Source organism: Nostoc sp. ChiQUE02 (genome assembly GCF_034531305.2).
Classification (GTDB): Bacteria; Cyanobacteriota; Cyanobacteriia; order Cyanobacteriales; family Nostocaceae; genus Nostoc.
The window spans coordinates 26,056-40,428 of sequence record NZ_JAVRBN020000017.1; the positions used below are offsets into that span (position 1 = coordinate 26,056).

Genomic DNA, 14,373 nt, shown 5'->3' on the forward strand with positions numbered 1-14,373 from the left:
TAGGAAATCAGGTGATTATCTAACAAATTGATATAACCCTGTACTATGGAAAAGCTCACAATTCACATTCTATTGGTAGAAGATAGCGCCAGTGATGCTCATCTGCTACGCCGGATATTTTTACATGCAGATCAAGAACAATGGCAGATGTTACATGTTGAACGACTATCTGAGGCAATAAATGCTAGCAGGGAAAACTCCGCGTCCACCCTTGATAATTCTCAGATAATCAGTCGAAGGCAACGCAGATTCGACCTAGTTTTGTTAGACCTCAGCCTCCCAGACTCTATTGGACTGAATACATTAAAAGAATTTCGGGCAGCAGTACCTGATATTCCAGTTGTGGTGTTAACAGGCCTTGATGATGAAGATTTAGCACTGCAAGCATTAGCAGAAGGGGCACAAGACTATCTAGTTAAAGATCAAATGACTATACAAAGGTTAGTGCGTGCCATTCGCTATGCCATTGAAAGGAGCGAAATCCTCAACCAACTACGGGAGAGTGAAGAACGCACCCGTCAAGCGCTAGCAAAGGAACAGGAACTCAACGAGTTAAAGTCGAACTTTGTAGCAATGGTTTCCCACGAGTTCCGCACCCCTATGACTACGATTCGGACAGCTGTAGATATCCTTGAATACAACAGCAATAAACTAACTGATGATCGGAAAACTAAATATTTTGATCGAATACAAAATGCTATCAACCAGATGCTTCATCTCTTGGATGAAATATTATTCTTAAGTAAAACGGAAGCAGCTAAACTCGAATACAAACCTACATTTTTAAATTTAGAAAATTTCTGTAGCGAACTCACAGATATTCTTCAACTCAATGCAGGTAGTCAGCATAGCATTATCTTTAGTTTTCAAGGAGAATCATCTCAAGCCCAAATGGATGAAGACCTACTAAATTGTATCTTAACCAATTTGATTTCTAATGCCATCAAATACTCCCCTCAAAATAGCACTATTTGGTTTGATTTGATTTGCAAAGATCGCCTCGCAACTTTCCAGGTAAGAGATCGGGGAATGGGCATTCCTCTCAAAGACCAAACCCGTCTATTTGAAACCTTCTATCGCGCCAGTAATGTGGGTGTAATTCAAGGAACAGGACTGGGACTCACTATAGTTAAAAAATGTGTGGAGCTACATGGTGGTCATATTCAATTAGAAAGTGAGCAAGATGTTGGCACAACAGTAATTGTGACTTTACCACTGTAATGATTAGACAAGCAAATTCAAGCGCTCTCAGTAAATTAGCTAAGAGTTGGGCATTGGCATTGGGTACTTGTACTGTGCATCTCGACTTACTTCGACTACGCTCAGTACAAGTCGCTCGATGAAACCGTTGTCGTTGGCGCAGCCTCTCCAAGAGTTGGATTGGGGATTATTTATTAATTCTTCTCCTCTGCCTCTTTGATTATTTTGCTATTTGAGGATTTGGCGTTGGACAAGTTTTGTTAGCAAAATCGCACTGATAAATATAGGATTCTTGCCAACTTAGGGGAATTTCTAATAAGTCTCGTGTTCCTGTCATGCCTTGTCCAATAAATAGCAATAAAGCAATACAGTTTAAAATCGTATGGATAGTACGCCAGCGATTGGACTTATCTTGATAAATATCTTGAACAATTGCTAATGAAAAAATCATCAGCAGTGCTGCGGTAATACCAATATAATAATGTGACCAGTACCACTCATTAGTACGGCGATATACTCCATCCTGACAGCCTAAAATTACTAAACCTGCACCAGTTAAAGTTGCAAAAACTGCCCGCCATGCCCGCTGCTTTGCCCGATAAAGAAATACTAAAGAGGCGATGGTTGCAGTAAATATTAACAGGATAAAAACAACTTGAAAAGGTGTTTGATTCCACAATTGATTTTTGATAATATTTTTGCCAATAGGATAGCTTAATCCAATTAAAGTTAATCCGACAACTGCACTTGTTAGCCTTTCACCTAACTGCTTATGTTCTGCACCCACCACTGGAGGTATTTTGCTCTTACTCCCGGCTAAAGTTTGCAATCTGCGTTGGCGTGTTTGCCAAGCAAAATTAATGACTGTACCGATGAGTGGAAAGACAAATATAACTGCGATCGCTGGATGTATAAGACCAAGAAAATCTGTTAATTGCATAAAACACCTTTCAATGAATCATTGAATTCATCTCAAAGGACAATTTAAAGCATCGTACCATCACTTAAATTAATTTCAGATGAGAATGCGTTTAATATTTATTTTTGTTATTTTTAACTGATTTTAATAAAGTAAATATTTAAATATTTTATAAAAGATGATAGCTATAGCAAAAATTGATATATGTATGAAAATATACAAGGTAAGCTTTTTACATCAAGTATTATTGTAAATAATTTGTTACAGTTTCTAAAAAAATGTCATTGCCATTTAAAATTTTGCCGAAACCACGAATTTTATTTGATAGTAAAGTAGATGTTAGAGCGATGAAATGTTTCCCAAATCTAAATTTTTTACTAGCCTGTAAGTATATGCGAATACTTCCAACTATATTAATAAATTTTAATTTTAGGGTGTGTTAGCTTGAGCATAACGCACCTTAAATTATAGATGGTGCTGTACTAATCTAATTCGCCAAGGTTTCTATCAACTGCTGGATAATTTTTCTGGGTGCGTGAGGTAATATGTTGCACCTCCCGCACTATAAACTTGCAGTTAATTTATTAATAGCTGGGATATTGCGTCGGCGCGACTTACGAGGTTTAACCAATTTCCATACCGAATAATAGTTATCACTATAAATAATATCTGTTTTTAATTTATACTTTTTTTCTATTTTTTCACGCCAATTGTCTGAAGGATTGAGTAAAAACACATCAGTAAACCCATCAGGAATTTTAGGAATTCTTTGGTTGTTTACCAACAGAAATCGCACTTTGGGTTCCAAAAGATAGCTTAGAGAAAAGACATTACCATAATTATTTCCCAAAGCATCACTAATCAAAAGTGGACGATTCGTCTGGTTGATAATTTGGGCAACTGGTGGATTGCCATAGTTCATACCCTTATTCCACCAAGTTTCAGCCTGGGAACTCACCTTAGAAGAAATCAGACCACAAATAATCACTAATGCCATGATTATGTGCCAAATACTCCGGCGTGACACGCTCCCATTATATAGTTGTGTAGCTAGTAGATAAGCAACAGTTACTTGGATTCCTAAATAAGATGGTATTAAATATGGTTCTGTAGATGATCGTATACCCCCAGCAATTAAATTTGGCAGTATTATAGGCAATGGTGGCACGACAATTAATATGATGATAAATAACCAAACTTTATAGTTAGTTGTTTGAAAAATAAAATAAATTGAATATCCTACCAACGTTAAAAAACTTAGTGTAATTAAATAGCCTATAGGATTTTCTAAGCTAAGGTCTATATCAAAAAAAATCCGGGTTAACTGCATTAATAAAAATGGAAATACAGGCATCATAGATGACTGGATTGTTGTTTTATCTGCTGAAATCAAAAATTGAAAAAATTCACCCATCACAATTGTTATCCAAGGCATGAAGGCTAAAAAACCTACCAGTGATGCTAGCAGATAGCTTCTGACAGTTTGAGTCAACTTAAATTTGGCAGTGCTCATCACATAAATTCCGTGAGCAACTGCTACAAATCCACTCCAAAGAAATGTATAAAGACTGATGGCTAAACTTACTGCATAAATGCTCCAGATAGCGAATAAATCTGGTTGGTGTCGTTCTTTTACTAGCTCATCTTCTAGCCGCATTGCTCGCAGCAGAGATGCACTGGATAGTAATATGGTGACTAGCCAGAGAATATATTCTTGTGCTTCTTGGGCGTATACTAGGTGAATTGGAGAGATTGTTATGAGTGCGATCGCTACACCAGGAACCGATAACGGCACATTAAATAATTCTCGGCATAGCCAATAAACACAAGGGAAAACCAGCAAACTGATGCAGGCAGATAAACTTCTAATCGCTGTCACCGAATTCCCAAAGATTTCCATCCACAATCTGGCTATTACGTAATACAACGGTGGATGCAGAGAATCTTCTTTTGCCAAAGACATAATTGTGTCATTTAAGCTTTTTTGTTGATTGACACCTAGAAACTGAGCAAAACTTTCTCCGCCAATGACACGATTATTAAAAAGTTGCTGTTTTACTTCAGTTTTTGTGTAACCAGAAATCCGCAATGAGGTATAAGTTTCATCATGCCAGTAAACTTTGCCATCAAGGTTAAAAAAACGAAACAATATACCCATGGCCAATAAAAAAATAATTAAAAATCGCAACCAACTCGGAGCAAATTTGAGATGGCGCATAAGTAATTTTCCCAAGAATTTATCTAAAATAATCCAGTCGGGAGACTGGATGAGGTACTGGAGCTATGCCGGATGTGGACATCGCTAGGAATTATATAGCGGCTACCATAACTCGTTAGGACAAGTCTGCTATGGATAGCTGTGACAGCTGCTATATTCTGATTTGCTAATGTACTAGGCTATCTAACCACTGCTATATCTGAGTCTATTCATCAGATATTGCCAACCGTACTTTGAGAATTACCTAATTTAGAAGATTAACAATAAATACCTCTCTTTTATTAATTCTGAAAACAATTGCTAAAGTTGTATCAAATCTCGCAAAAAAGACCTTGGTTTTACCGCTGAGATACAGATGTGGAGAAAAATATCATAAATATTCCTATTCTTACAGTCCACATAGGCGGGCTTTGTTCCTGTAGCCATGACTGACTGTCGCTAGCGCAAAAGAGGATTTTTACAAAATTTGATAACGCCATCTAGCAAAATCTTTGCAATTAGATATAGTTAAAAAATCAATAGTTTTAAACTGCGTATCAATAGCGGGAACACTGCATATTTTAGCTCCAATATTCAAGTATGCCTGCAAAATTTTAGGAATTTCAAATTTAAATGAATCTGGATAATTTTGAGGTAGTTCTAGGCAAGATTGTGAATTTGGATAAACCAAAATACTCGGATGCATCAAGCCATTATGCCGAAAATAATCATAAGCACAAGTAGCTTGCCAAGGACATTGTGTTAGTAATGATGCACAGCCAAAGAAATATTGGTTTTTACTCCAGATGAGATAATTTGCTAGCCCTTCCCAGAGTACTAAAAGTGCCTGACTATTACGATATTCTTTAGCTATACATGCACGCCCAACTTCTACTGATGCCTGAAGCACAGAATTAGGAATTCCATTAAGATTAAATATATCGGCAGCATCAAAGCCTAGTCTTTGAGAAGCCATTGTATAGGTTTGCATCCGATAAGTTCCAATCGTTTTACCCGTTTGTTTGGAGATCAGAATTAAATGATGGCAAACTGCATCAAACTTATCTATATCCATCTGGGTAAAGTTAGAAGTATAGAATCCTAAGCCTAACTCAAGATTAAAAACTTCAAAGCGCAACCTAAAAATTGATTCTAATTCGTCTTCACTTGACGCCAGGCGTAGGATATATTTTTCAGTTTGAAGGACGGGAAAATCCTCAAGAGGGGAAGGAGGATTCAGTGAGTAATTGATGTTGCGTCCAGAAACTTCCATCTATCTTCCTACTTAGATTTGCGAAAATATCCTATTAGAATTTAGGCACTATACAAATAGCTCACATTATGCATTAATGTGTCGAAAGGTGATTGGGACGATTTTCCGTGAAAGATCCTCTAGAGAGCTTTTTTACTCTCTTGGATTAGGGGTATAGTGCTTTTATTATGGACATTAATTCCCAAAAAATCTGGCAATAGGATACAAAATTTTCCTTTGATATACGCTATAAATGCAAGTCATATCAATTTAAAATTCAAAATTAACAATGCCTGATTGAATTTGAGTTTCCAGGTTTGTATCTGTCACATTGTTTTTTCTAATTGGTATCAGCAAAAAAAGTCAAAGTCAGGGCAGAAAGCCCCCAGATGAATCCAGGGGCTTGGATAATTTTGGTTGCGATGCCTACGGCGGGCGGGTACGCCATCGCAATTTGCGGTAAATGCACTCTAAAATACTGAATTAATTACGGTGATTATTGCTGTAGTGAACCCTTGTACCTGCCCAAAGCAACTTCTCCCGCAGCGTCTGATAATAGGAATTGTTCTCGCGCAAAATAATAAATTTAGCCCGACAATCTGCCATCCGCACATCAACGCGGTGTCCCGGCCAAATTGAAGTCCCCAAAACCCCATCTGTCCACAGCTTGGTACTCAAATCGTAATCCCCCAAAGGCCAAATACTCACCACAGAACCAGGGGGTAAAACGAGGGGGCGACTAGAAAGGCTCATTGCACAAATCGGAGTGATAGTAATCGCCTCCATACCATCATGCATAATTGGCCCATTGGCAGAAACGGTGTAACCAGTAGAACCTGTAGGAGTAGCAATGATTAACCCGTCTCCGACGTACTGATCGACTACCTCACCATCGATTTCCATTTCCAGAATTGAGGTAATCATTCGGTCAGCGGAGGCGGGTTTGACACAAAATTCATTCAAAGCCAGGTAACGCTCACTCACTGGTTCTAAATTAGATCCATGACCCTCATATACCGCAGCTTGTAACATCATCCGCCGTTGGATAGCATAGCGATCCTCAAACAGTCGATCCCAAACTTTTTCTGTATCCTGAAATTCTTCCACTGACTCAGTTAAAAACCCCAGATGACCTCCCACATTCACTCCCAGAATGGGGATGCCCGCTGGGGCTAAATGTCTGGCACCAGTTAAAACAGTACCATCACCACCGAGTACCAAAGCGAGATCGATTGGTTGAGCCGCTGAAGCCAAAAAGACAGGATAAGGGTTGTCTTTCGGCCCGCTAGGCCCCATCAACACCTGGCACTGGCGACTTTCTAGTTGTTTAGCACAGATTTCTGCCCATTGTTTACTCCGGGCATCCCGCGCTTTATAAGCAATGATTACCTGCTTGAGTTGCACGCACAATTACCACTTCAGGAGATTAAACTGCTCCATATCGACGGTATCGCGGTTGCGATAAATGGCAAGCACGATCGCTAAACCTACCGCCGCCTCGGCTGCGGCCACGGTGATCACAAATACTGTAAAAACCTGGCCTTTAATTAATTTTGAGTCGAGGAAGTTGGAAAATGCCATTAAATTCAGATTAACAGCATTGAGCAGTAACTCAATTGACATCAGCACCCGCACAGCGTTGCGACTGGTAATTAAACCGTAGATGCCGATGCAGAATAAAGCTGCTGCTAGTAATAAAAAGTACTGAAGTTGCATGAATCTGGGTATCCCTCCTGAAAAATTTGGCTGTTTATCTGCGACTCAGGTCGCAAATATTACTCTTTTGTTTCACTGGTTGTTGATACGAGTTCTCTAGGGCGTTCTTGCAAAGTCAAAACAGTTTGCCCCAGTTTGGATGGTGTCAACAGGTCTGGCAAATACTCGCGGCGTGCCAAAATAATTGCTCCTACCATTGCTATCAGTAGCAAAATGGAAGCCAGTTCAAAAGGTAGTAAAAAGTCAGTGAAGAAATGTTCTCCAATTAAAACTATAGAACTTTCACCACCCGCCACAGGAGCAGTTGAGTAAGCCCAAGGAGTAGCCAGCACCATCGTACTTAAAAGACCGAACAATCCTACGCTGACTATACCTGTAAGTAGTTTCCGCACCCAATAGTTGGGAAATGCTACAAAACTCTGCCGCTTGTTCACCAACATAATGGCAAACAAAATCAGCACGTTAACCGCCCCAACGTAAATTAGTATTTGTGCAGTTGCAACAAAATCAGCATTTAGCAACAGGTAAATTCCCGCTATGCTGATGAACACGCCCCCCAGCATAAAGGCAGAATAGACAATGTTGGAGAACAGCACCACGCCAATGGCAGCCCCAATCATCATCACACCCAGTATGCCAAGCGATACAAACTGTACTCCTTCCGCTAGATTCACTGTTTTTTGTCCTTAGTCATTAGTCATTGGTCATTAGTCATTGGTCATTAGTCATTGGTCATTAGTCATTGGTCAAATAACAAATGACAATGGGCAAATTACAAATGACATTTATTTTTCTGTTTGTTCTACCAGGTCTTCTGGACGCGCACCCGCACGTGGCGCATCTGCGGGCAATCCATGTGGTTCGAGGACGCCCTTGGGTAAGTAAACTAGTTCGCGCAGTGGTGTAACCATTGGGTCATCTGTTACTTTGTAGGGCAGACGACCCAGTGCTACGTTGTCATAGTTCAATTCATGGCGATCGTAAGTGGAAAGCTCATACTCTTCTGTCATAGATAGACAGTTAGTTGGGCAAAATTCCACACAATTACCGCAAAAGATACAAACTCCAAAGTCAATGCTGTAGTGGTTGAGTTTTTTCTTTTTGCTGGCTTTGTCGAATTCCCAATCTACTACAGGCAGGTTAATCGGACAAACGCGAACACAAACTTCGCAGGCGATGCACTTATCAAATTCAAAATGAATCCTGCCACGAAACCGTTCGCCAGGAATCAGTTTCTCGTAAGGGTACTGTACGGTAATCGGACGCCGCCGCATGTGATCGAAGGTGACAGAAAGCCCCTGACCAATGTAACGCGCAGCTTGTACTGTTTCTTTGGCGTAATCACCAACTTGTTTCAGGAACTTTAGCATTTTGTCTCTCTTTTAAGGGGATAAAAGTTAGGAGTGAGGAGTTAGGAGTGAGGAGTTAGGAGTTAATTAAAAACTCATAACTTATAACTCCTAACTCTTAACTCTCTCATTACCCGCCGAAGGCGAAGGGAAAGGCTAGTTTCAGGGCGGCAGTTAATAGGAGATTAACCAAACCAACTGGCAACAAAAACTTCCATCCTAAATCTAACAGTTGGTCAATCCGTACCCGTGGCACTGTCCAGCGCAACAGGATGGCGACGAACACTAGTAAATAGGCTTTGAACACGGTCATCGTGATGCCCAAAGCAGCAGTTACTATCTGGAACACGGGATTTAGTTCACTGACTCCCAACCAACTAGCGATGAGGTTGAGGGGAATGGGAAAATCCCAACCGCCCAGGTAGAGAATTGCTACTAGTAAGGAAGAAAGGATCAAGTTAACGTAAGAACCCAGGTAGAAAAGACCGAATTTCATCCCTGAGTATTCAGTCTGATAGCCTGCGACGATTTCTTCTTCCGCTTCGGGTAAGTCAAAGGGTAATCGTTCGCATTCAGCTAGGGCGGCTATCCAAAAGATCAGGAAACCGATTGGTTGTCGCCAAATGTTCCACCCCAGAATGCCGTAGCCAGACTGTTGATTGACAATATCAACAGTGTCGAGGCTATTAGACATCATAGCGATCGCTAACACTGCCAGCGCCAAAGGAATTTCATAACTAATAGATTGCGCTGCTGCCCGCAACCCTCCTAAGAGGGAGTATTTATTATTAGATGCATAGCCAGCCATCAGCAAGCCAATGGGTTGAATGCTTGACAAGGCAATCCACAAGAATACGCCCATGCCGACATTGCTAATTACGATGTTCTGCCCAAAGGGGACGATCAGGAATGACAGAAACACCGGAATCACAACAATAATTGGGCCAAGGGTAAACAGCCAAGGGTCAGATTTGGCTGGTACTATATCTTCTTTAAATACCAACTTCAAACCATCCGCTACAGGTACCAGCAACCCAAAAGGCCCCTGGTATTCTGGCCCAATTCGCTGCTGTGCGGCGGCGGAAATTTTTCGTTCTAGCCAAGTAGCAACTAATACCCCCACTGTTGCCCCAATCAGCATCAGTATCATTGGCAGTGGCATCCAAATTGCTTTGGCTGTTCCTGGTGGTATACCTAAATCCCGGAGGGATTCAATAAAAGTTCCTTGGAGGTCAATTCCTGAGTTCATGTTTCCGCTCTTTAAGACATCGAGTCATGGTGAATTACAACTATTAGTTCAATTAATACCTGTAAATTCACCCATTTTTAATTTTTGCCCAGATGACGCTTGATTGAAGATTTGTTGCTAATTCCCATGCCTAGTATATCCTTGGATGGTTTTAGCCCTCTGAAGCGAGATGAGAACTTCTACTTATGGTTGGCATTGAGATTGGCTATTGAGGAGATGAGGGAGCAGAGGGAGCAGGGGAAGCAGGGGAAGATAAGGGAGAAGAGTCTTCCCGTCTGCCCCCTGCCTCTTTTCAATCCCCCATGCCCATTTACCGTTGGTCAATGGGGGTATAAGTAACTTCGTGCCGACCGTTGTAAACCTGGGTAGGACGGAAAATCCGGTTTTCTGCTAGTTGTTCTTTCCAGTGGGCTAACCAACCAGCAACGCGGGCGATCGCAAATATTGGCGTAAACAAGTCTGTGGGAATCCCCATCTTCCTGTAGACTAAACCTGAGTAAAAGTCAATATTTGGATAAATCCCTTTGCTACCGAGTTTTTCCTCTACTACTCGTTCCATCTCTTGAGCAATGTCATAGAACTTGTCATAGCCAAACTTCTCAAAGAGTTGCTCTGCTAGGCTTTGTAAAATTATGGCTCGTGGGTCTTTCACTTTATAGACACGATGTCCAAAGCCCATAATCTTAGATTTAGTTTCCAGACAATGCTCTATGTAGGGACGGACATTCTCCACAGAGCCAATTTTTTCCAACATCTGAATTACTTCTTCATTGGCTCCCCCATGCAACGGTCCTCCCAAGGTTCCCACGGCACTAGCAACCACAGCGTAAGGATCAGTCAGGGTGGAAGCTGTCACCCTAGCACTGAAGGTGGAAGCATTCATTGTATGCTCAACCTGAAGTATCAAGCAGATATCAAAAACTCGCGCCATGAGAGGATCGGGTTCTTGCTCATTGAGCATGTATAGAAAGTTGGCGGAATAGTCTAAGTCATCACGCGGACGTACCGGATCATTGCCTTTTCGCATTAGTTGGAACGCCGCCACCATCGTGGGAATGGTTGCTATCAGGCGCACTACCGAATCTCGAATGTAGGCAGGATTATGTAAATCCCGGAGCGAATAAAACAAGCCTAAAGCAGCAGCAGAGGCTTGTAAGGCATCCATTGGGTGACCGCTTTCTGGAAAGCATTTCATCATGTCCCGAATGCGGTATTTTATTCGCCTGTGGTAACGAACTTCATGCTCAAATGTTTCCAGTTCTTCCTTGCTTGGCAGTTCGCCCCAGATTAAGAGATAAGCAGTTTCCAAGAATGTACTTTTTTCTGCTAGTTCCTCAATCCGGATGCCACGATATTCTAGTATTCCTTTTTGCCCATCAACATAGCTGATACTTGATTGGGCGGCGGGAATGCCTTCTAACCCAGGCTTGTATTCGCACACCATCATGGCAACACCATTCGCTTTGTGAAATATCTGATCAAGCTAACTTACCAGAAATTTATTGTCGCCATAACAGTAGCCGTTCTAACAACAATTAGAAATGTTGAAAAACTGTTATAGCAGGTACTTGGGTGGTGTCAACCAAAACATCTGACTACGACCCAGAGCAGAACCTGTTTCTGGTAGTTTTATCCCAATCATACCTGCTTTTTTCAAGACTAAGCTTGCTTTGACTTCCCCCCATAGAAGAATTTCTGCCCAATTGGTCAAATCAGGTTCGTGTCCAACCAGCGCCAGTTGGGTATTTTGGGAATAATTCCTCGGCTCTAACCAGTCTTTTAGCCAGCTAGAAATTTGACCATCGTGGGCGAGGTGGCTAGATTCCTCTAATTGGGAGCTTAGTTTTTCTGCTATAAGGATTTCAGCCGTTTGGCGGGCCCGCACGAAGGGACTGCTGAGAATCAAATCAAAGCTTAAACCCAATTTAACAAGTTTCTGGGCAACTTTCTCGGTTTTTTCCCGTCCTTCTTTGGTAAGGCTGCGCTCTTCATCCTTGATGCCTAATCCCTTGTCTTCGGCGATGCCATGACGAATTAAGTATAGTTCCATACTTTGAATTTTGTTAGCGTAGCGGGGTCTAGCCTCTACTTAGTTAGAATTTACGTCTGATGTTGATTAATCTATCCTAACTTTAATCATGATTACGTATGCGTTGCTCTGCTATCTGTTCAGTGCAACGTAGTCTAAAATTTTACGGGTATGGTAGTAGATTTAAACCTGGAATAAATCTGTAATCCCGTTGGTTTTTTGTGATAAACGGGCAATTCTCCACTATTGCTGTAGCTGCAATAAGACTATCAGCAATGAGCAAGCCATGACTTAGCCGATAAGACAGCAATCCAGCGTGTCCCAGTGGTGCGTAAGCGTAGCCCGTCGTAGACATCGCAAAAGCTCTGCTGTCTGCTCTACCCACGCACAAAAATCTTGCTCATACAGAGTTTGTAAGATTTGGAGTTTTATAGACTTCATGGCGCTCCTTCTTCGCAAATAAATAGCTAGACGCAAGTTAACTTTGATTTAGTTCAGCCTTTGTCATAAAATCCAAATTCCCGACTTTTATCAAAAATCGGGAAGGGATGCTATCTGACCAAACACTTTGACTGCTGCTTGCTATTAGTTAGGAGTTCTCCGCGTCTCCTTGAGTTTTCTCTACTCAGACTGAATCGGGTTGTCTCTAGGATTAACCAACCTCAGCAGTTTTTGCTTAATTTGACTGTCGAATACTTCCCATTTCATTTTCGCATAGGCGGAATTTTCGTTGCTGCCAGATAAGAAGCCCATCGGAATTTCAAAGCCGCCTGCGCTTGTCCTTCCACCGCCAAAAAACCGCCCTGCGCTATCTTGTCCAAAGGCTTCTTTGATGAATTCATCAGGGTCAAGGGTAAGTTTAGTGGTTCTCAGGGAGCCAATAACTATTTCTAGTTCTTCGTCTTCATCGTGAACAATGCCGTAAACTACAGCGGTGTGGACGTTTTCTTCGGTGACGAGAAAATCAGCCGCTTGGGGGATGGCGTCACGGTCGTCGTAGCGTAAGTAACCAACACCAGCGATGGAAAAGTTATTTTGGACGATGCGATTTTTTAGCGATCGCTCGATCACATCCATCACCCGCTTGGAACGGTTCGCCTGTAAAATGGCATTCAGCAGTTGGGCGTCATAAAATCGGCTTAAATACGCCGCTGCCATAAAGTCTTCTTCTTGCGCTTGCATGAGCCGATTTGTATCCGATCGCAAGCCATGCATCAAGGCAGTAGCACATTTTACGTGTTGATTTATGCTGCTATCTAATGCCAGTAATCCCGTTTGGAGGTATTGAGTAAAAATTGTTGCCGTCGCTCTTACATAGGGACGGATATCCTCAAACTCTGAGTGGAGATCGCCTTGTATACTGTGATGGTCGATGAGGGCTACTAGGGGAATTCCAGCCTGCTGCACCGCTGACAGTAGCTGTGAAGTGGTTCCCTGGTTATCAATTAACACAAAACCTTGATAAGATGACAAATCTTTGGTTTTCAAGGTTTGCGGCGTCCAGCGTTGGATAGGTAAATTAGTCAGCCTCACCAAGGCAATATTCTCTTGATGGCTCAATGCACCAGCATAAATGATTTCACATTTGATATCATATTGCTGGGCAATTAACTGGTAAGCCCAGGCACAGGAAAGGGCATCAGGGTCAGGAAAATCTTGCAGAATTACCAGCTGGCGATCGTGTCGGTGTGCTAGAAGGGTTTTTTGTAGTTCTTCTGACTTTTGTTGTGCCAGAGAATTACCACGGTGACTGAGATATATAGCCCCATCACCTACCGATGGCGGTAATGACGGACTCTTAAATGCAACTTCCACTGGCGCTTTCTCGATTTCAGGTTCCTCTGGGTTTGGCTCTGTGGTCAATGACAAACTCTCAAACTGAGTAACGGGCGAATTCAAGTACATAGGGAACTTTTTTAAAGTGTGAGGCTCCTTTAATTCAGAAATACTACGATCAGCAATTCACTGAATTTAGCCACATTATTTTGATCTTCGCAAAAATTTCAAGACATTGCACTATACATCTAAGTATATTTTTTGTCAGTAACAACGCTCAACAATCAACTAAATTCCATTAGAGTGTATAGGTGCTGGAGGCAAGGAAGTTTACTATATCGGGCTGTATCTGGCAGCAGAAATCTCTTTCAGGAGCTTTTTTTCTCTTGCGTCAATTGAATTAGCAGGATTTTTATCTGACTTAGGGTATATTTTTTATTTTATACTTTAGAATTAGTCCTTGAATTTGAAATATTCTTATGCTTAATATTCTCATTATTGTGACTATTGAGCAATTAAGAATTATTTTTGATGAACAATGCGTGTTTCGTATCCCCTTTGAAAATTCTGATAATTCTGATAATTTAGAGCGAGCCTAGTGAAAGAAGGCAGATTGCTTTTAGCGTCTCCCCTTGGGAGAAGCCAGGGAGCATGAGAAGCAAAAGGTAAAAACCATACATAAATGA

The 14,373-nt window shown here is 41.4% G+C and carries 13 protein-coding genes; 1 reads left to right on the forward strand and 12 read right to left on the reverse strand.

All coding sequences use genetic code 11. The features are described 5' to 3' along the window. Nucleotides 1-45: 45 nt before the first annotated feature. A complete protein-coding gene (locus tag RM347_RS18480; protein ID WP_322717767.1) occupies nucleotides 46-1,221 on the forward strand; it encodes a hybrid sensor histidine kinase/response regulator in 1,176 nt (391 codons plus the stop codon). A 199-nt stretch (nucleotides 1,222-1,420) separates the two neighbouring features. Here RM347_RS18480 and RM347_RS18485 read toward each other — a convergent pair whose 3' ends face one another. From RM347_RS18485 to RM347_RS18540, 12 genes are all read right to left on the reverse strand, one after another. Next, complete coding sequence (locus RM347_RS18485) at nucleotides 1,421-2,140, reverse strand: DUF4079 domain-containing protein (protein WP_322717768.1); 720 nt, start codon at nucleotides 2,138-2,140, stop codon at nucleotides 1,421-1,423. A 541-nt stretch (nucleotides 2,141-2,681) separates the two neighbouring features. Continuing rightward, on the reverse strand, nucleotides 2,682-4,337 hold the full coding sequence (locus RM347_RS18490) for a glycosyltransferase family 39 protein (RefSeq protein ID WP_322717769.1): 1,656 nt from the start codon (nucleotides 4,335-4,337) through the stop codon (nucleotides 2,682-2,684). Between the two features lie 457 nt (nucleotides 4,338-4,794). Then, a complete protein-coding gene (locus tag RM347_RS18495; RefSeq protein ID WP_322717770.1) occupies nucleotides 4,795-5,589 on the reverse strand; it encodes a GNAT family N-acetyltransferase in 795 nt (264 codons plus the stop codon). Between the two features lie 462 nt (nucleotides 5,590-6,051). Next, nucleotides 6,052-6,972 (reverse strand): NAD(+) kinase, encoded by a 921-nt coding sequence (locus RM347_RS18500; RefSeq protein WP_322717771.1) that lies wholly within the window; start codon nucleotides 6,970-6,972, stop codon nucleotides 6,052-6,054. A 6-nt stretch (nucleotides 6,973-6,978) separates the two neighbouring features. After that, nucleotides 6,979-7,284 carry an NADH-quinone oxidoreductase subunit NuoK gene (gene nuoK / locus RM347_RS18505; protein WP_322717772.1) on the reverse strand — a complete coding sequence of 102 codons (306 nt, stop codon included), beginning with the start codon at nucleotides 7,282-7,284 and terminating at the stop codon, nucleotides 6,979-6,981. A 59-nt stretch (nucleotides 7,285-7,343) separates the two neighbouring features. Next, complete coding sequence (locus tag RM347_RS18510) at nucleotides 7,344-7,958, reverse strand: NADH-quinone oxidoreductase subunit J (protein WP_322717773.1); 615 nt, start codon at nucleotides 7,956-7,958, stop codon at nucleotides 7,344-7,346. 111 nt (nucleotides 7,959-8,069) lie between these two features. Then, nucleotides 8,070-8,654, reverse strand: a complete 585-nt coding sequence (ndhI, locus tag RM347_RS18515) for an NAD(P)H-quinone oxidoreductase subunit I (protein ID WP_229462911.1) — start codon at nucleotides 8,652-8,654, stop codon at nucleotides 8,070-8,072. A 109-nt stretch (nucleotides 8,655-8,763) separates the two neighbouring features. Further along, nucleotides 8,764-9,882 carry an NADH-quinone oxidoreductase subunit NuoH gene (nuoH, locus tag RM347_RS18520; RefSeq protein ID WP_322717774.1) on the reverse strand — a complete coding sequence of 373 codons (1,119 nt, stop codon included), beginning with the start codon at nucleotides 9,880-9,882 and terminating at the stop codon, nucleotides 8,764-8,766. Nucleotides 9,883-10,192: 310 nt separating this feature from the next. Beyond that, a complete protein-coding gene (locus RM347_RS18525; RefSeq protein WP_322717775.1) occupies nucleotides 10,193-11,329 on the reverse strand; it encodes a citrate synthase in 1,137 nt (378 codons plus the stop codon). A 108-nt stretch (nucleotides 11,330-11,437) separates the two neighbouring features. Continuing rightward, nucleotides 11,438-11,932 (reverse strand): phosphohistidine phosphatase SixA, encoded by a 495-nt coding sequence (gene sixA / locus RM347_RS18530; RefSeq protein ID WP_322717776.1) that lies wholly within the window; start codon nucleotides 11,930-11,932, stop codon nucleotides 11,438-11,440. A 142-nt stretch (nucleotides 11,933-12,074) separates the two neighbouring features. Then, a complete protein-coding gene (locus tag RM347_RS18535; protein ID WP_322717777.1) occupies nucleotides 12,075-12,266 on the reverse strand; it encodes a PIN domain-containing protein in 192 nt (63 codons plus the stop codon). Between the two features lie 266 nt (nucleotides 12,267-12,532). After that, nucleotides 12,533-13,816 (reverse strand): DHH family phosphoesterase, encoded by a 1,284-nt coding sequence (locus tag RM347_RS18540; protein WP_322717778.1) that lies wholly within the window; start codon nucleotides 13,814-13,816, stop codon nucleotides 12,533-12,535. Nucleotides 13,817-14,373 lie beyond the last annotated feature (557 nt).